At 70.0% G+C, this 16250-nt stretch carries 19 protein-coding genes; 8 read left to right on the top strand and 11 right to left on the bottom strand.

The features are described from left to right. Nucleotides 1-5: 5 nt before the first annotated feature. On the bottom strand, nt 6-1247 hold the full coding sequence (locus tag D0Z08_RS26055; RefSeq protein ID WP_118928207.1) for a cytochrome P450: 1242 nt from the start codon (nt 1245-1247) through the stop codon (nt 6-8). Between the two features lie 146 nt (nt 1248-1393). Here D0Z08_RS26055 and D0Z08_RS26050 point away from each other — a divergent pair, with 146 nt between their 5' ends. Beyond that, nucleotides 1394-2557, top strand: coding sequence for a steroid 3-ketoacyl-CoA thiolase (locus D0Z08_RS26050; protein WP_118928206.1), 1164 nt, complete (start codon nt 1394-1396; stop codon nt 2555-2557). Nucleotide 2558: 1 nt separating this feature from the next. On the opposite strand, the gene D0Z08_RS26045 is transcribed toward D0Z08_RS26050, so the two are convergent. Genes D0Z08_RS26045 through D0Z08_RS26030 form a run of 4 tightly spaced genes read right to left on the bottom strand, consistent with a single transcriptional unit; the run spans nt 2559 to nt 5886 of the window. Next, nucleotides 2559-2948 carry a hypothetical protein gene (locus D0Z08_RS26045; RefSeq protein ID WP_118928205.1) on the bottom strand — a complete coding sequence of 130 codons (390 nt, stop codon included), beginning with the start codon at nt 2946-2948 and terminating at the stop codon, nt 2559-2561. A gap of 4 nt (nt 2949-2952) precedes the next feature. Continuing rightward, complete coding sequence (locus D0Z08_RS26040) at nt 2953-4197, bottom strand: hypothetical protein (RefSeq protein WP_118928204.1); 1245 nt, start codon at nt 4195-4197, stop codon at nt 2953-2955. A 37-nt stretch (nt 4198-4234) separates the two neighbouring features. Then, nucleotides 4235-5116 carry an SDR family oxidoreductase gene (locus tag D0Z08_RS26035; RefSeq protein ID WP_118928203.1) on the bottom strand — a complete coding sequence of 294 codons (882 nt, stop codon included), beginning with the start codon at nt 5114-5116 and terminating at the stop codon, nt 4235-4237. After that, nucleotides 5113-5886, bottom strand: a complete 774-nt coding sequence (locus tag D0Z08_RS26030; RefSeq protein ID WP_118928202.1) for an SDR family oxidoreductase — start codon at nt 5884-5886, stop codon at nt 5113-5115. Before D0Z08_RS26030 ends, D0Z08_RS26035 begins: the two co-directional genes overlap by 4 nt. Before the next feature lie 40 nt (nt 5887-5926). Between D0Z08_RS26030 and D0Z08_RS26025 the strand changes: the two genes are divergently transcribed. Genes D0Z08_RS26025 through D0Z08_RS26010 form a run of 4 tightly spaced genes read left to right on the top strand, consistent with a single transcriptional unit; the run spans nt 5927 to nt 9396 of the window. After that, on the top strand, nt 5927-6688 hold the full coding sequence (locus tag D0Z08_RS26025; protein WP_118928201.1) for an enoyl-CoA hydratase family protein: 762 nt from the start codon (nt 5927-5929) through the stop codon (nt 6686-6688). Then, the gene (locus D0Z08_RS26020) at nt 6685-7566 is read left to right on the top strand and encodes a CoA transferase subunit A (protein ID WP_220454352.1); all 882 of its coding nucleotides are present in this window, start codon (nt 6685-6687) and stop codon (nt 7564-7566) included. The genes D0Z08_RS26025 and D0Z08_RS26020 overlap by 4 nt, the downstream gene beginning before the upstream one ends. After that, on the top strand, nt 7563-8336 hold the full coding sequence (locus D0Z08_RS26015) for a CoA-transferase subunit beta (RefSeq protein WP_118928200.1): 774 nt from the start codon (nt 7563-7565) through the stop codon (nt 8334-8336). The genes D0Z08_RS26020 and D0Z08_RS26015 overlap by 4 nt, the downstream gene beginning before the upstream one ends. Beyond that, on the top strand, nt 8329-9396 hold the full coding sequence (locus D0Z08_RS26010) for an NAD(P)H-dependent flavin oxidoreductase (RefSeq protein ID WP_118928199.1): 1068 nt from the start codon (nt 8329-8331) through the stop codon (nt 9394-9396). Before D0Z08_RS26015 ends, D0Z08_RS26010 begins: the two co-directional genes overlap by 8 nt. A gap of 31 nt (nt 9397-9427) precedes the next feature. Here the strand turns inward: D0Z08_RS26010 and D0Z08_RS26005 are convergent, their stop codons facing one another. From D0Z08_RS26005 to D0Z08_RS25985, 5 genes are all read right to left on the bottom strand, one after another. Next, nucleotides 9428-10165, bottom strand: coding sequence for a hypothetical protein (locus tag D0Z08_RS26005; protein WP_118928198.1), 738 nt, complete (start codon nt 10163-10165; stop codon nt 9428-9430). 2 nt (nt 10166-10167) lie between these two features. Next, entirely contained in the window at nt 10168-10854 is a 687-nt protein-coding gene (locus D0Z08_RS26000; RefSeq protein ID WP_118928197.1) for a hypothetical protein, read from the bottom strand. Between the two features lie 11 nt (nt 10855-10865). Further along, nucleotides 10866-11231 (bottom strand): DsrE family protein, encoded by a 366-nt coding sequence (locus D0Z08_RS25995; RefSeq protein WP_118928196.1) that lies wholly within the window; start codon nt 11229-11231, stop codon nt 10866-10868. Nucleotides 11232-11367: 136 nt separating this feature from the next. Further along, nucleotides 11368-12423, bottom strand: a complete 1056-nt coding sequence (locus D0Z08_RS33180) for an alpha/beta fold hydrolase (RefSeq protein ID WP_118928195.1) — start codon at nt 12421-12423, stop codon at nt 11368-11370. A 39-nt stretch (nt 12424-12462) separates the two neighbouring features. Beyond that, nucleotides 12463-13449, bottom strand: a complete 987-nt coding sequence (locus tag D0Z08_RS25985; RefSeq protein WP_182481497.1) for a GNAT family N-acetyltransferase — start codon at nt 13447-13449, stop codon at nt 12463-12465. Nucleotides 13450-13516: 67 nt separating this feature from the next. Here D0Z08_RS25985 and D0Z08_RS25980 point away from each other — a divergent pair, with 67 nt between their 5' ends. Further along, nucleotides 13517-13870 (top strand): hypothetical protein, encoded by a 354-nt coding sequence (locus D0Z08_RS25980; protein ID WP_182481496.1) that lies wholly within the window; start codon nt 13517-13519, stop codon nt 13868-13870. A gap of 325 nt (nt 13871-14195) precedes the next feature. Here the strand turns inward: D0Z08_RS25980 and D0Z08_RS25975 are convergent, their stop codons facing one another. Further along, complete coding sequence (locus D0Z08_RS25975) at nt 14196-15008, bottom strand: hypothetical protein (RefSeq protein ID WP_118928192.1); 813 nt, start codon at nt 15006-15008, stop codon at nt 14196-14198. A 65-nt stretch (nt 15009-15073) separates the two neighbouring features. On the opposite strand from D0Z08_RS25975, the gene D0Z08_RS25970 reads away from it, so the two are divergent. Both D0Z08_RS25970 and D0Z08_RS25965 read left to right on the top strand, forming a co-directional pair. Beyond that, a complete protein-coding gene (locus D0Z08_RS25970; protein ID WP_118928191.1) occupies nt 15074-15439 on the top strand; it encodes a hypothetical protein in 366 nt (121 codons plus the stop codon). A gap of 127 nt (nt 15440-15566) precedes the next feature. Further along, nucleotides 15567-16250, top strand: coding sequence for a hypothetical protein (locus D0Z08_RS25965; RefSeq protein ID WP_118928190.1), 684 nt, complete (start codon nt 15567-15569; stop codon nt 16248-16250).

Raw genomic sequence — 16250 nt, 5'->3', positions numbered from 1 at the left:
TCCCGCTACTTGTAGGCGACCTGGAGGTCCTTGATGCCGTGGATCCAGCCGTGCCGCAGGCGACGCGGCTCGGCGAGCTTGGTGATGTCCGGCACGTGGTCGGCCAACGCGTTGAACATGAAGTTGACCTCCTTGCGGGCGAGGTTGGCCCCGATGCAGTAGTGGGCACCGTGCCCACCGAAGGACAGGTGGGGGTTGGGATCGCGCATGATGTTGAACGAGAACGGGTCCTCGAAGACGTCCTCGTCGAAGTTGCCGCTGGAGTAGAAGATCCCGACCCGCTCGCCCTTCTTCACTGCCTGTCCGCCGACCTCGGCGTCCTCCATCGCGGTGCGCTGGAAGCAGAGCACCGGCGTCGCCCAGCGGATGATCTCGTCGACCGCCGTCTCGGGGCGCTCACGCTTGAAGAGCTCCCACTGGTCGGGGTTGTCGAGGAACGCGTTCATCCCGTGGGTGATGGCGTTGCGGGTGGTCTCGTTGCCGGCCACCGCCAGCATGATCACGAAGTAGCCGAACTCGTCGTCGCTGAGCCCGCGGCCGTCCTTGTCGGCGCTGATGAGCTTGGTGATGATGTCGTCGCGCGGGCTCTCCTTCCGCTCCGCCGCCAGGCCCATCGCGTAGCCGAGGATCTCGGCCGCTGCGACGTCCGGCTCACCGTCGACCTCGGGGTCGTCGTACGACATCATCTGGTTGGACCAGTGGAAGAGCTTGTGGCGATCCTCCTGCGGTACGCCGATGAAGTCGGCGATCACCTGCAGCGGAAGCTCGGCGGCCACGTCGTCGACGAAGTTGCCCGTGCCCCTGACCTTTGCCTCCTGGACGATGTCCACGGCGCGCTGCATCATCGCGTCGTCGAGGCCACCGATCGCACGAGGGGTGAAGCCGCGGCTGATGATGCGACGGAAGAACACGTGCTCGGGGTCGTCCTGGTTGATCAGCATGACCCGCTGCAGCTCGACCTGCTCGCGCTCCATGCCCTCCGCGAAGCGGATGATCGCGCCGTTCTCCATGTTCGAGAACCGCTTCGAGTCCTTCGAGACCGCCGACACGTCGGCGTGCTTGGTCACGGCCCAGTAGCCGGTCCCCGCACCTGGATCCATGCCGTCGCGCGACCCCTGCGGCTGCTCGACCCAGCGCACCGGCTGAGTCTGGCGAACGGCCCTGAACTGCTCGTGGGGGATGCCTCCGCCCTCGATCAGCTCGGGCCTGGTGAAGTCGAAGTCGGGAGGCAGGTCAACAGCGGTCACGTCGGCGGAACCTTTCGATTGCTCGGATGGGCGCCATACGCCCAGCTGGAACACGTTCTAACGGAGACTACAGACCATCGGGCAAATACGAAAGGGTTTCGTGTCGGGTTCTTGGCAACAACGAGAACGTGTTCTACTTTGGTCCCATGGGCAACCCCGTGATCATCGATGCCGTCCGCACACCTCTCGGGAAGCGCAAGGGCTGGCTCGCCGGGCTGCACCCGGCGCAGCTGCTCGGGTTCGTGCAGGAGGAGGCGCTCCGCCGTGCCGGCGTCGACCCGATGCTGGTCGAGCAGGTCGTCGGCGGCTGCGTGACCCAGGCCGGCGAGCAGTCCAACGACATGGTGCGCCGCGCGTGGCTCTACCAAGGGCTCCCCCAGCACACCGGCGGCACCGTCATCGACGCCCAGTGCGGCTCCGGCCAGCAGGCGGCCCACCTGGTCCACGACATGGTCGCCTCCGGAAGCATCGACGCCGGCGTCGCCTGCGGCGTCGAGGCGATGTCCCGGATCCCCCTCGGCGGCAACGTCCCGCCCGGGCTCGGCGACCCCCGGCCCGACGACTGGGCCATCGACATGCCCAACCAGTTCGAGGGGGCCGACCGGATCGCGAAGAACCGCGGCATCACCCGGGCCGACCTGGAGGCCTTCGGCCTCGCTTCCCAGCAGAAGGCGCGGGTCGCGGTCGACGAGGGACGGTTCAAGCGCGAGATCGCGCCGGTCGAGGCGCCCGTGCTGGACGACGAAGGCAACCCGACCGGCGAGACGCGACTTGTCGACACGGACCAGGGTCTGCGCGAGACCACGCTCGAGGGCCTCGCCGGCCTCAAGTCAGTGCTCCCCGACGGCCTCCACACCGCGGGCACCTCGTCCCAGATCTCCGACGGCGCCGCCGCGCTCGTGATCATGGACGAGGACCGGGCCCGGGCGCTCGGTCTCAAGCCCCGCGCTCGGATCAAGTACCACTGCCTGGTCGGCTCCGACCCCTACTTCCACCTCGACGGTCCCGTCGACGCGACCAATCGCGTGCTCGAGAAGACCGGCATGGCGATCAGCGACTTCGACCTCTTCGAAGTCAACGAGGCGTTCGCCTCCGTCGTCCTGTCCTGGGCCGGCGTCCACAACGTCGACCTGGACCTGGTCAACGTCAACGGCGGTGCGATCGCCCTCGGTCATCCGGTCGGGGCGACGGGCGTACGGCTGATCACCACGGCGCTCCACGAGCTCGAGCGGCGCGACCAGTCCACCGCGCTCATCTCGATGTGCGCCGGCGGGGCGATGGCCACCGGGACCGTCCTCGAGCGGATCTGACCTACTCCTGGCGCTGGGTGGCGCGCCAGTCGGCGCCGGGTCTGATCTGGAGGCCCGCGATGGCGGCGATCAGGTCCTCGCGGGACTCGGCATAGACCGACACCGACCAGTCGTCGACGCGATAGCCGAAGTAGCGGAGCACGCCCTTGGCTCCGCGTGCGGACCGGACCTCGAAGGCGCGCGCCTCGACGAAGGGATCGGGCAGCGGACCGATCCGATCCCCCGCGTAGTGACTGTCGACATCGCGGGGCCCCTTCCAGTCCGAGAAGTGCAGGTCTACGGTGCGGCCGGCGACCTCGACGTCCCGGCACCAGATCTCGCGCGTACGACGACCGCCCGGGTCGACCGCGTCGCAGCCGTCAGCCGTCGAGTCGGGGAACATCCAGGACATGCCCTCAGCGTCCCCCTCGGGTAGCCGCACTTCTCGATGAAGAAGGCCCGGCGGCCGTCCCAGCAGGTGTACGGCGCAGGCGGTCGGACGATGTCGCCGACCACGTCCTCCGGTCGCTCAACCGCACGATCGCCCAGCGGTCGGACCGATCCGCGTTTCCCGAGTAGCCGGAGTCCGCGGGTCCGAGCCGAACGACGGCGAGGTCTCCCCCGAGCTCCCGGGTGGAGTCCGCGCCCGTCCGGTCGAACAGGCGTAGCAGCCGTCCGGTCTGCGTGTCGTAGGCGAACGGGCTCACCATGATCCAGCGGTCGCCGACGGACGGGTACTCGTAGCTCAGCCGGAGGTCGACGACCGGTCGCGCCTCGGCGTCGATCACGACGTGGCGTTGCGAGTTCGGACACGCCAGGACGACGAGGGTGGCCGAGGCGATCAGACCTCCGATGGTGCAGGACCCTCGAAGGGTGTAGCCGCGCTCGTCACCCGTGACGAGATCGCGAACCTTGATCGTCGAGTTCGGCGACTCCGGAACCCACGCCAACAGGTCGCCGGCGACCGCGAACTCGACGACGCCCTCCATCTCCCGCCGCGCGTCGTCGTCCCCGGGCACGAACGACCACAGCACGCCTCGCCTCGGCGTGAAGCACTCCCCGTCGCCGCACAGCTGCCGCCCGGTCTGGAAGTAGTAGCGGCCGTCCCCGCCCGGCTCCGGATAGCTGAGGACCTTCACGCCGCGGTCCAGCGAAACCGCCGGACGGGTGAACTCCTCGTGCTCACCGGTGTCGAGGTCGAGCACCATCACCCAATCCTCGGAGTCACCCCGCTCGGAGTCGCTCCACGCGACCATGAGCCGGTCGTCGTCGAGCACGGTGACCGCCGGATAGGTCCCGGGAGCCGCATCGCGCCAGGGCGCGGGCACCTCCTCGCGCTCGCCGGACGACGGGTCGACGAGGTCGAGGTAGTGGTACGTCTCCAGATCCTCCTGCTCGGACCGGACCACCACGAGCCGTCCGTCGGGAAGGATCGCTTCCGCGCCCTCGCCCTCGCTCGGCGTGATCTCGTGGACGACCTCGAAGTCGCCGTCGTCGCCCTCGACAGCCAGAGCCGCGTCCTTGGGCTTGAGTACGGCGAACGCCGGCCGCGCGGTCTCCTCCGGGTCCTCCGCATCGTCCCCACCCCAGGTGAGGACGACGATCATCCCGACCACGAGCACAGCGACCAGCCCCGCCAGGACGGCGACCCTCCCATGCATCTGGTGATGATTCACCAGGCGGGCGGGGCGCAAACGCTCACGCGCCGTAGACCGGCTCCGGGGTCGGGGCCTTCGCGAGCAGCCCGCGCAGCGCCGTACCGACCTCGGTCGCTTCCCACCGCCGGCCGAGATCCTGTGCCGGACCGTGCGCCCAGCCGGTCTCGACCGTGACCTTGCCGCCGTCGATCTCGATGACCCGTCCGGTGACGTCGCCCGCTTCCTCGGAGGCCAGCCACGCCACGATCGGCGAGTTGTCCTCGGGCAGCGCCATGGCCGAGGTGTCGAACGCGCCCTCGGTCATCCGCGTCTTCGCGACCGGCGCGATCGCGTTGACCGTGACGCCGTAGCGGCTCATCTCGGCGGCCGCGACCAGCGTCAGCCCCGCGATGCCGGCCTTGGCAGCGGAGTAGGTCCCCTGGCCGATCGACCCCTGGAGCCCGGCGCCCGAGGACGTGTTGATCACCCGGGCCGCCCGCTGGCGCCCCTCCTTGGACTCGGCCCGCCAGTACGCACCGGCGTGACGCAGCGGCGCGAAGTGGCCCTTGAGGTGGACCCGGATCACCGAGTCCCACTCCTCCTCCGAGGTGTTGACGAGCATCCGGTCGCGGACGAAGCCGGCGTTGTTGACCAGGATGTCGAGCCCGCCGTACGTCTCGATGGCCTGCTGCACCATCGCCGCCGCCGCGTCGAAGTCTGCGACGTCGGCGCCGTTGACGACGGCTTCGCCGCCCATCGCCTCGATCTCGGCGACGACCTGGTGCGCGGGCGACTCGCCGGTGTCCTCACCGGCGAGCGAGACGCCGTAGTCGTTCACGACGACCTTGGCCCCGTGCCGCGCCAGCTCCAGCGCATGGGCGCGGCCGATCCCGCGTCCCGCTCCGGTCACGATCGCGACCCGACCCTCCAACAGACGACTCACAGTGCTTCTCCGTTCGATTGCTGCGCGATGTACAAGAAGACCGGCTGCTCGCCACCACCGTGGCAGGCGACGCTCGCGCCGGAGACGTACGACGCGAGGTCGCTCGCCAGGAACGCGACCACCCGTCCGATCTCGGCGACGTCGGCCATCCGGCCGAGCGGGATGGTGCGCTCGATCTCCGCGACGGTCGCGTCGCCGCCGTAGTGGTCGGCGGTGTCCGCCGTGCGGACCAGGCCGACGTCGACCGCGTTGACCCGGACCCGCGGGCCCCACTCCTGGGCGAGTGACCCCGTCAGCGAGTCGACACCGGCCTTCGCAGCGCCGTACGCCGCCGTGCCGGGCGACGGTCGTACGCCGGAGACGGACGAGATGTTGACGATCGCGCCGCCACCCTCCTGCTGCTGCATCACCGCGTTGGCGGCCTGGGCGCAGGTCAGCGTGGCCATCAGGTTGAGACCCACGATCTTGTCGTGGAAGCGCGGCGAGGCGTCGGCCGACAGGGCGTACGGCGCTCCCCCCGCGTTGTTCACGAGTACGTCGAGGCGACCGTGCCGGGCCACCACACCTTCGACCATCCCCCGCACCGCGTCGGGGTCGCGCACGTCGCACGTCACGTGGGTGGCTCCTCCGGGCGGCTCGGCCTCCGAGCGACCGCAGGTCACGACCGTCGCCCCCGCCTCGAGGAGGACCTCGGCGATCCCGCGGCCGATGCCGCGGCTGCCGCCGGTGACGAGGGCGACCCGGTCCGACAGGTCGATCGCAAGTGCCATGCCGGCACCCTACCAAGCATTTGCTTGGTACAGTGCACCCATGACAGTCACCAGCGAGCTGCGCGAGGACGGGATCCGCGTCGTCACCATGAACGCTCCCCCGGTCAACGCCCTCACCGTGCAGGGCTGGTTCGACGTGGCGGCGGCGCTCGAAGAGGCGGGCCGCGACCTGGCGACGAAGGTCGTCGTGCTCCGCGCCGAGGGCAAGGGATTCAACGCCGGCGTCGACATCAAGGAGATGCAGAACACCACCGGTTTCGACGCGCTCCTCGGCGCCAACCGTGGCTGCTACGCGGCGTTCAAGGCGGTCTACGAGTGCGCGGTACCGGTCGTCGCTGCAGTCAACGGCTTCTGCGTCGGCGGTGGCGTGGGGCTGGTCGGCAACGCGGACTGCATCGTCGCCAGCGACGACGCCTACTTCGGCGTTCCCGAGGTCAACCAGGGCGCGCTCGGCGCGGCGACCCACATGGCGCGGTTGGTCCCGCAGCACATGATGCGGACGCTGTACTTCACCGCGCGGACGATCAAGGCCGCGGACCTCGTCCAGTTCGGCTCGGTGCTCGAGGTGGTCCCGCGCGACCAGCTCGACGACGCCGCGCTGAACGTCGCCGGCGAGATCGCCGCCAAGGACGGCCGCGTCATCCGCGCCGCCAAGGCTGCGCTCAACGGCATCGACCCGATCGACGTGAACAAGAGCTACCGGTTCGAGCAGGGCTTCACCTACGAGCTCAACCTGATGGGTGTGAGCGACGAGCTGCGCGACGACTTCGCCGGCACCGAGAAGAGCAAGGAGACCACGTGAGCCGCAAGCCGCGGGACAAGCGGATGACGATCGAGGAGGTCGTCGGCACCCTCGAGAGCGGGATGACGATCGGCATCGGTGGCTGGGGTCCCCGGCGGAAGCCGATGGCCCTGGTCCGGGCGCTCTACAACTCCGACCTCACCGACCTGACGATCGTCAGCTGGGGCGGCGCCGACGTCGGGTTGCTGGCCCGCGCGCGCAAGATCCGCCGGCTGGTCTACGCCTTCGTGTCCCTCGACTCGATCCCGCTGGAGCCCAACTTCCAGCGCGCCCGGCAGGGCAAGACGATCCCGGAGGTCGTCGAGCTCGACGAGGGCATGTTCCAGACGGGCCTGCGTGCGGCCGCCCAGCGGCTCCCGTTCCTCCCGATGCGGGCCGGGCTCGGCTCCGACGTACTCGTCAACAACCCGTGGATCAAGACGGTCACCAGCCCGTACGACGACGGCCAGGAGCTGGTCGCCGTACCGGCCCTCGAGCTCGACGTCGCCCTGGTCCACCTCAACCGTGCCGACGAGCACGGCAACGCGTCCTACCTCGGGCCCGACCCCTACTTCGACGACCTCTTCGCGATGGCGGCGAAGAAGACCTACCTGAGCGTCGAGCAGGTGATCGACACCGCGGGCCTCACCGTCGACTCCCCCGTCCAGCGCCTGCTGCTGAGCCGGATGATGGTCGACGGAGTCGTCGAGACGCCGAACGGCGCGCACTTCACGACCTGCACGCCCGACTACGAGCGCGATGAGGGGTTCCAGAAGGCGTACGCCGCCGCGGCCGGCGGCTCCGACGAGGACTGGCAGTCGTTCCACGACCGCTTCCTCGCGGGCGACGAGGCGTCGTACCAGCAAGCCGTCCGCGCGTTCCACGAGGAGCAGGCATGAGCGACACCACGACCCAGCAGGGCACCCGGGCCGACGTCTGCGCGGCCGCCATCGCCGACGCCTTCAAGGACGACGGTGAGATCTTCGCCAGTCCCATGGGGCTGCTGCCGATGCTCGGCGTCCGGCTGGCCAAGCTCACGTCGAACCCCGACCTGGTCATCAGCGACGGCGAGTCGCTGTTCCTGGCCGGCGTGCCGCCGCTCTTCGCCAAGGGCGACGTCGTCGAGGGCTGGATCCCCTTCCGCAAGGTCTTCGACGTCGTCGCCTACGGCAAGCGGCACGTGATGATGGGCGCGACCCAGGTCGACCGGCACGGCAACCAGAACATCTCGGCGATCGGCGACTTCGCCCAGCCGAAGCGGCAGCTGCTGGGCTCCCGCGGCGCACCGGGCAACACGGTCAACAACAGGACGTCCTACTGGGTGCCGCGGCACTCGCCCCGGGTCTTCGTGGAGCAGGTCGACATCGTCTCCGGCGTCGGTCCGCACCGGGCGAAGGCAGCGGGCGCCGCGGCGATGCGCTTCAACGACATCCACCGGATCGTCAGCAACCTCGGGGTCTTCGACGTCAACGGACCCGACGACACGGTGCGGCTGGTGAGCGTCCACCCGGGAGTCACCGTCGAGGAGGTGGTCGAGCAGACGGGCTTCGACCTGGCCATCGGCCCGGACCTGCCGACGACGCGCGAGCCGAGCACGGAGGAGCTGATCCTGATCCGGGAGATGCTCGATCCCAAGGGGCTGCGGTTCAAGGAGGTGCCGGATGCTTGAGCAGCTGATCCGAACGCCGTTCACCGACCTGGTCGGGGTCCGGCACCCCGTCGTGCAGACCGGCATGGGCTGGGTCTCCGGTCCGCGCCTGGTCTCGGCGACGGCCAGCGCCGGCGCCCTCGGCATCCTGGCGTCCGCGACGATGAGCATCGAGGAGCTCGAGAAGGCGATCGTCGAGGTCCAGGGCCGCACCGACCAGCCGTTCGGCGTCAACCTGCGCGCCGATGCCGGCGACGCACCGGCCCGCTGCGACCTCCTGATCGAGTACGGCGTGAAGGTCGCCTCGTTCGCGCTGGCTCCGAAGCCCGAGCTGATCGCGAAGCTCAAGGAGCACGACATCGTCGTGATGCCGTCGATCGGCGCCGCCAAGCACGCCAAGAAGGTCGCCGGTTGGGGCGCCGACGCGGTGATGGTGCAGGGCGGCGAGGGCGGCGGCCACACCGGCCCTGTGCCGACCACCCTGCTCCTCCCCACCGTCCTCGACGCCGTCGACATCCCGGTCGTGGCGGCGGGCGGCTTCTTCGACGGCCGCGGCCTGGCAGCCGCACTGTCGTACGGCGCCGCCGGGGTCGGCATGGGCACCCGGTTCCTGCTGACCTCCGACTCCGCGGTCCCCGACGCCGTGAAGCAGCTCTACCTGGAGCGCGGGCTCACCGACACCGTGGTCACCGCCAAGGTCGACGGGATGCCCCACCGGATGCTGCGCACGGCGCTCGTCGAGGAGCTCGAGGAGAGCAGCGGGGTGCGGCGGATGGGACCGACACTGCGCCGTACCCTCGAGTTCAAGCGCGACTCCGGGATGTCCTGGATGGAGCTGGCCAAGGACGGCCGGGCCATGAAGAAGCAGCAGGGGCGCACCCTCGGCCAGATGGCGCTGGCCGCGAACACCCCCACGATGCTCAAGGCCGGTCTGGTCGAGGGCGACACCTCTGCCGGCGTGCTCGCCAGCGGTCAGGTGGTCGGCGTGATCGACGACCTGCCCTCCTGCGAGGAGCTGGTCGACCGGATCGTGACCCGGGCCGCGGACGAGCTGCGCCGGGCGTCGTCGTACCTGCACTGAGGTGTGCTGACGCTGCCGGCCGAGGTACGTCTCATCCGCCGGTCAGGGTGACGACCGAGATGTCGACCTGCGGATGGACGGTGCCGTGGACAGTGCCGACGGCGTTAGCGCCCGGCGCGCGAAGGGCGCACTCCACGCCGACGACCAGGCGGCGTGTCGGAAAGAGGCGGCTGACCGAGTAGACGTCGGTGACGGCGGTCAGGGTCACGTGCTGGCCGGCCCCCTCGGGTGTGTGTCCGAACGGCGTCTTCTCGCCCTCGGCGTCGTACCTGAAGTCGGTCTGCGAAGCCTCGATGGGAGCGCCGTTGACCTCCAGGCGGCAGGGACCCCAGACGTAGTTCACGTGCAACGTCGGCTCCGTCGACACGTGGGCGATGATCAGCACGCGCCCGGACCTCGCAAGATCCACCGGCATGCTGCCGCAGTCGACGTACGTCGACGACTCGTCGCAGCTTCCCCTGCCGGGGCGGCCGGATCCCGCTTGGTCCGCGACCGGGACGGCCCCGAGGCTGGACTCGCTGATCTGACCGGCGGTCAGGGCGTCGGCCGCGATGTCGCGGTTGGCCAGGGTCCGGGCGTCGCGACCGGTGAGGGACTCGTCGGCCACGTCGGCGGTGCTGACCTGTCCGTCGACGATGTCGTCGCTGAAGATCGTGTTCGACCCTGGCAGCGCGTAGGCGGTGCCGAAGGACAGGACCAGGAAGATCGTCAGGAAGCCGGCCCACTGGGCTCCGAGCCCTCGCGCCACACGTCGCAGCAACTGGCTCATGATCAGCTCCCCGAGAGAGTGACGGCCGACATGCGGGCCAACGGGTAGGTGGTCGCGCCGGTGTGGTCCTGGCAGTCGATGGCGACCGCCCGCGTGCCGGCTGGGAGCACGTTCGTCACGGCCGTCATCGTGAAGTGGTTGCGGCCCTCCTCGACGTCCTCCTCGTCCCAGCGCACAGAGGTCCAAGAGGCCTCGATCGGTTCCGTGCCGTCGTGCAGCCGACACCCGCCGGAACCCCACTCGTTGGCGGACTCGACCATGGCCGTGACCTGCCCGATGATCAGGATGCGGCCGGGCTTGTCGAGAGTCACGACGACGGTCGAGCAGCGCAGCCAGGTGGTCGTCTCGGGGTTGCAGGCGCCGTCGAACCCGTAGCGTCCGGTGCCACCCTGAGCCGCCAGCGGCACGGTCGTCAGGGACGACTCGTTGATCCTGGAGCCGGTGACGGAGTCGGCCCCGAAGTCCAGTGCCGTCAGTGAGCCGTTGCGGATGTCGGTGCCGTTCAACGCCCGCCGGGTGTCGTCGTCGGCGACGTCGGCGGTGGTGACCTCGCCGTCGACGATGTCGTCGCCGAAGACCGTGTTCGACTCGGCGAGCGCGTACGCCGTACCGCTGGTCAGCACGAGGAACAGGGCGAGCAGGCCGACGCCCTGGCCCGCAAGGGACCTGCAGAGGTTCGTGATCATCATTCCTCCAGGACTCAGTAGCTGAAGCTGGTCGCGCCCTCGTCGCCGATCCATTGCCACATCGGGATGGTGCCGCCGATCTCGGCGCCCTTGATCAGGTTCTCCGGGTCGAGCGCCTTGGCGTTGAAGCACAGCGGGCAGACCAGGTAGGTGCCGCCGGCGGCGATGAACCGCTCGAACAGCTCGGGCAGCGACGGGCAGCCGTCGCACGCCGTACCGACGGCGACACCGGGTACGGCGAGCCGCACGGCCTCCTTGGTGAGGAACATCAGGGTGGGGCGGCCCTGCTCGGCCGCGCCGACCGCGACGAGGAACGCCACCGTGACCTTCTCGGGGTCCTCGAGGCCGGTGGCCAGACTGACGACTGCCTTGTTCGACATGACTGTCTCCATCTCGTAGGTGCGGCGGTGTCGCCGTGAAGACGACGCTAGGTCTGCGCGCGCGTCGCGCTCATCGGCGCTGACGCGTAGCACCGGGCATGCTCCGACGCCCGGATGGCGGCTGACGCGTAGTGCGTCAGGCGAGGACCCGCGCGACCGCGGCGGCGCGGGCGGTGCGGCCGGACAGGCCGAGCTTGAGGTAGACGTTCTGGAAGTGCCGCTCGACCGTGCGCACACTGAGCGTCAGCCGATCCGCGATCTCGGTGTTGTCGAGCCCCTCGGCGGCCAGCAGCAGGATCTGCCGTTCGCGCTCGGAGAGGTTGGTCACCGGGGGCGTCACCTGGCCCTCGGCGAGGAAGGAGGCGATCTCCTCGACGAAGACCTCCCAGGCGGGCTCGTCGGCCAACAGGATGTGGTTCTCGGACTCCATCACGACCAGCCGGGAGTCCGGGATCGCCGCGGCCATCTCGGCGCCTTCGTCGGGACGCATCGAGTGGTCGTTCCGCGCGACGAGCACCAGGGTCGGTGCGGTGATCTGCGGCAGGAGCTCGGTGACGTCGGTGTCGCGGCGAGCCGTCCGGCTCGCGAGCGCGTTCTCGGTGCTGGTCGACGTGCGCATCAGCTCGTCCATCCAGCGCATCTGCTCCTCCGTCGCGCCCGGGATGAACGTCGTGGTGAACACGCGTCGGAACAGGTGGTCCGGCCGCGCCCATCCTGCCCGGATCATCGCGTTGAAGGCAGCGTCGGACTCCGGGTCGTCGCCGCCGAGCGCCCCACCTGCGGACGCTCCGTAGGCGATCAGCTGCGTCACGCGGTCCGGATGCTTGGCCGCGTAGGCCAGCGCGACCGGTGCCTGGCCCGACATCCCCATCATCACGAACCGATCCAGGCCGGCGGCGTCCACGAGCGTCTCGAGGTCCTTCAGCCGCCGCTCGATCGAGAAGTCGTCGACGTCCCAGTCCGACAGGCCGAAGCCCCGTTCGTCGTACCGATAGACGGTCGCGACCTGCCCGAGGTCGTCCAGGAAGTGCCGCCAGACCGGACTCTGCCAGTCGTGCTGCAGGTGACTGAGCCAGCAGGCAGCGATCACCAGCGGCGGACCCGAGCCGTGGCGCGCCCAGGCCAGCCGGACGCCGTCGTCGGCGCGGCAGAACCGCACCTGCTGCTTGACGCTCGGCTGGATCGCGGTCACCGGCTCAGGCTACTTCGCCGTCGCCGCGCGCGGAGTCGTCTAGAGCGACTTCTGGAAGGCCAGCTCGCGACCCATGATCCGGTAGCCGAGGGCTTCGTTGACCCCGATCATGTGGTCGTTCGACTCGGCGTTGAAGGTGTCGACCATCTCGACCTGGGGCTCGGCCTCGGCCAGCCAGCGCAGCATGTCGACCTTGAGCAGCAGACCCAGCCGGTGGCCACGGTGGGAGCCGACCACCGATGTGTCGTGCTGGTCGCCGAGCGTCGGGCGCTCGGACTCCACCACCACCACGGTCTGGCCCGCGAGCTGTCCGGTCGGCACGTGGCGTGCCACCACCCGGTAGGCGCGTTCCTTGCGGGCCTCGCACGCCGCCTCGTACCCCTTGATCCGCTCGGCGTTGAACACCTCGTCCTCGATGTCGAGGTCGTCGGTCGGGGCGTCGTTGATGGCGGACGTCATCTCCGCCATCTCGTCGAGCTGGTCGTCGGGCGTGGGGAGCCGGAGCCGCTCGAGCACGTAGTCCGCGGCGTACGGGAGCGCCTCGTCGTACCGCTTGTCGAGCTCGGTCCGGTCAACGTCGGCGAGGTACTGCCGGCGGTTGATGGCCTGGTGCTTCTTCTCGTAGCCGTGCCGCTGGGCGAACCCGCGGGTCGCGTCGGACTCCCAGCCGCCGATGCCGGCGCTCGTCCGGCCGAGGCTCCTGGCCTCGTCCTCGAGGAAGGACAGGATCGCCGAGCCGTAACCCTGGCGCCGGTGGTCGGGGTGGACCATCACGTCGAACCACGCGAGGTGGAGGTTGTCGTACTCGCTGATCGAGAGGGAGCCGCCACCGACGACGGTGCCATCGACGCGAGCGAGGTACGGCACCGCCGGCTCGCCGTCCCATCCGTGGCGGAACCGGGCCTCGGTCCGCAGCAGGGTCGTGCCGTGCTCCCAGGGCGCGTCCGCGTGCTGCACCGCGTTGGAGATGTCGACCCAGGCCTGCAGCGCGGCCGCGTCGTCGGGGCCGAACCGTGTGATGTCCATAACGCGCAAGCATCCATCGGCGCCTGCGCGAGCGCCACCGAGTTTCCTGATCGATACAGTCCGACCTGTGAGCCAGCAGTCCCCCGCGCCCCGCCGTCGGCACCTGATGGACCCCGACGCGCCGCGGAAGGTCGCCGACCCGAAGGACCTGGAGCGGCTGCACCGGGTCCAGCGCCGGGTGATCTCGGTGCTGATCATCACGACGCTCATCCACCTGACGGTCGGCCTGATCCTGGCCGCCGACGCCGTGGACGAGGACCGGCTCGACGCCCAGCTCGGGCTGATCCTGCTCGGCGCCGCCTTCTACGTCGTCGGCATCGCAGCGGTGCGGGCGATCAACAAGAAGCCGTTGGCCACCTGGTGGATGCTCACTGCCCTGATCCCGGTTGCCGCCGGCCTGTGGTGGGTCGTCCTGCGCTGAGCGCGAGGGCGGCACCGCCACCGGCCAGAGCGAACGGTTGCGGACGGCGGTCGACGCCCCGCGAGCGACTACCGCGGTGGTGTTGTCACTGTCCGGGCGGTCGACCACCTCGGTAGTGGCCACCGCGCCCTGGTAGTCGCCGGACCAGGCACTTCCAGGGTGTTGAGTCCGCTCCCTCGGCGTTGTTGCTGGTCACAGCGCCCGGTAAGCGGACCGAGCACCGAGGAACCACCCCGAGCGGCGGGTGCCAGCGACGGTCGGCTACTGCGCGGCCGCCCGATTGCGAAGAAGCCGGCCCATGGATCAGTCACAAAAGAGCCAATACTCAGCCCTTCAGCGGCGCGAGGAGCACGCGCTCGCGGACGGCGCGGTAGCCGAGCCCGGCCAAGCGCGCGACACCGTCCCGGTCGCTCCTCGGAGCCAGCACCAGCACGTCGTCCGCGAGCTGCGCCGCTGCTGCCGTCGCGGCGCCGAGCAGGGCGGTCTCGACCCGTGGGTCGCCCGACGGCGCGAACACCGCGCCCACCCGCGTCATGCCGGTGATCACACGCGTCCGGCCCGCCATCGCCACCGGCTCGCCTTCGATCTCCCAGAGCACGATCCGTCGGTCCGCGAGCGGGTCGGCGACGACGTACGCCCGATCGCTCGGGTCGCCCGGGTTCGCGGCCATCAGCGCGTCGTACCAGCTGTCGAGCAGCGGGCCGTCCGCCTCCTCGGCGATCCGCGACCGGCCCTCCGCAGGGGGTGGCCGGAAGGTCCCGAGCCGGTGGACGACCAGCCGGTGCCGCGGGCCGAGCGGCGTACCTCTGTGCTCCCACGCCGCCAGCACCGCGTCGACGCTGGTGACGTCGCAGCCGACGCCGTCGTCGACCGGCAGCACGGTGACCAGCTCGTGGACCGCGTCCTCCGGCAGCGGGGTGAGCACGGGCGGGTGCCGCGGAGCGCGGAGGAAGGCGCCGGCCACGGCGCCGGCGTCGTCGGTCCACCACCCGTAGCCCTGGTCGGCGTCCGGCTCGGGGCGCCGGCTCAGGTAGTCGGCCTCGGTCAGCAGCGGACTGTGCTCGACCGGCGCCGAGGCCAGGAACTCCCCCGCGGCCGCGGTGAACTCATGGACGTCGCACGTGGTCGACCAGGGCACGTCTGATCATCCCAGGGGCCGGGTACCGAAATTCTCTCGACAGTCCGAGACCGTGGAGGTGAGCCATGGCTGTCACCACATTCCAGGACCTGCCGCTGGCCGACCGCGAGCGCGAGTGGGACGGAGACGCCGCCGACAAGCGGGTACGACGCTGGGCCGGCGCCGAGGACGAGCCGAACGTGAAGTACCGCGACGCCCATGTCTGGTACGACGCCGACAACAAGGACAACTTCACGGCGTACAAGCTGCTGATCGCCGACGTCGTCGACGGCAGGCTGAAGGCGGTGCCGCGCGGCGTGATGTCCGCGGGCGGGATCATGCAGGGGGCGCGCGGTGGCGTGGACCTGCCCGGCAAGGACGTCGACCGGGTGAAGAGCCACCTGGCCAAGTACTACGACAAGATGGACGACCACGCTCCCTGGGAGGACTGACCGATCCTGGCCGGTCGCACCCGCGCGGTCCAGAATCTAGACCGGGTGGGTAGCGAACGTGGACTAGGCGCGGCGAGCGGCACGGCCAACGCTGGAGAGCATCACCATCAGCCCTCTGGAGGAAACGATGCTCGCGAACCTCGGTAGGTCCCTTGCTCAACAATCGGCCGGCCTGCTCGCCCTGTTCCTCGTGCTCACCACCGGCACGGCGTACGCGCTCGCCGAGTCGAACACGGTCTTCAGCGACGACATCGTCGACGGAGAGGTCACCACCGCCGACGTCGCCAACGACGACACCCGCCGAGCCCTGGGCGGCACCGACGTCCGCAACGGGACGCTGACGGCACTGGACTTCGGGGTCGACTCCGTCACCGGCGACAAGATCAACGAGTCGTCCCTGAGCACCGTGCCGTTGGCACGCCAGGGCGGCACCGGACGCTACGGGTACGACGGCGCCTGCAACCCCGAGACGACCACCTGGATCCGCTGCTCCCTCGTCGTCGTGACCCTCGACAGACCCGGCCGGATCCTGATCATCGGGCAGGTGACAGCGATGGTCGAGCGCGAGAACGAGTGGGGTTCCGGCGCGTGCCGGCTGCACGACGGCACGGAACCGATCGCGGCCTCCTGGACTTCCGTGCGCTGGGACGAGGAGGACATCGAGGAGGGCCGCAACCATTTCACGATGACGGCCGTGACCAACGTGCTCCCCGCCGGCACCCGGGCGGTCGCCATCGACTGCCAGGACCACACCGGCGCGACCACCTATCCATTGGCCCGCATGTCGGCCGTCACCCTGTCGGGACAGTGA

Origin of the sequence: Nocardioides immobilis, assembly GCF_003515065.1 — a bacterium.
GTDB classification, from domain to species: Bacteria; Actinomycetota; Actinomycetes; order Propionibacteriales; family Nocardioidaceae; genus Nocardioides; species Nocardioides immobilis.
The sequence above is the reverse complement of the archived record's forward strand: the minus strand, read 5'-3'. Positions and strand labels throughout refer to the sequence as shown.

What these genes read in the sequence shown, in the direction of transcription:
- D0Z08_RS26050 (WP_118928206.1), top strand. Translation starts at nt 1,394, where the DNA reads ATGGGCAACCCCGTGATCATCGATGCCGTCCGCACACCTCTCGGGAAG.
- D0Z08_RS26045 (WP_118928205.1), bottom strand. Translation starts at nt 2,948, where the DNA reads ATGTCCTGGATGTTCCCCGACTCGACGGCTGACGGCTGCGACGCGGTC.
- D0Z08_RS26040 (WP_118928204.1), bottom strand. Translation starts at nt 4,197, where the DNA reads ATGCATGGGAGGGTCGCCGTCCTGGCGGGGCTGGTCGCTGTGCTCGTG.
- D0Z08_RS26030 (WP_118928202.1), bottom strand. Translation starts at nt 5,886, where the DNA reads ATGGCACTTGCGATCGACCTGTCGGACCGGGTCGCCCTCGTCACCGGC.
- D0Z08_RS26025 (WP_118928201.1), top strand. Translation starts at nt 5,927, where the DNA reads ATGACAGTCACCAGCGAGCTGCGCGAGGACGGGATCCGCGTCGTCACC.
- D0Z08_RS26015 (WP_118928200.1), top strand. Translation starts at nt 7,563, where the DNA reads ATGAGCGACACCACGACCCAGCAGGGCACCCGGGCCGACGTCTGCGCG.
- D0Z08_RS26010 (WP_118928199.1), top strand. Translation starts at nt 8,329, where the DNA reads ATGCTTGAGCAGCTGATCCGAACGCCGTTCACCGACCTGGTCGGGGTC.
- D0Z08_RS26005 (WP_118928198.1), bottom strand. Translation starts at nt 10,165, where the DNA reads ATGAGCCAGTTGCTGCGACGTGTGGCGCGAGGGCTCGGAGCCCAGTGG.
- D0Z08_RS26000 (WP_118928197.1), bottom strand. Translation starts at nt 10,854, where the DNA reads ATGATGATCACGAACCTCTGCAGGTCCCTTGCGGGCCAGGGCGTCGGC.
- D0Z08_RS25995 (WP_118928196.1), bottom strand. Translation starts at nt 11,231, where the DNA reads ATGTCGAACAAGGCAGTCGTCAGTCTGGCCACCGGCCTCGAGGACCCC.
- D0Z08_RS25985 (WP_182481497.1), bottom strand. Translation starts at nt 13,449, where the DNA reads ATGGACATCACACGGTTCGGCCCCGACGACGCGGCCGCGCTGCAGGCC.
- D0Z08_RS25970 (WP_118928191.1), top strand. Translation starts at nt 15,074, where the DNA reads ATGGCTGTCACCACATTCCAGGACCTGCCGCTGGCCGACCGCGAGCGC.
- D0Z08_RS25965 (WP_118928190.1), top strand. Translation starts at nt 15,567, where the DNA reads ATGCTCGCGAACCTCGGTAGGTCCCTTGCTCAACAATCGGCCGGCCTG.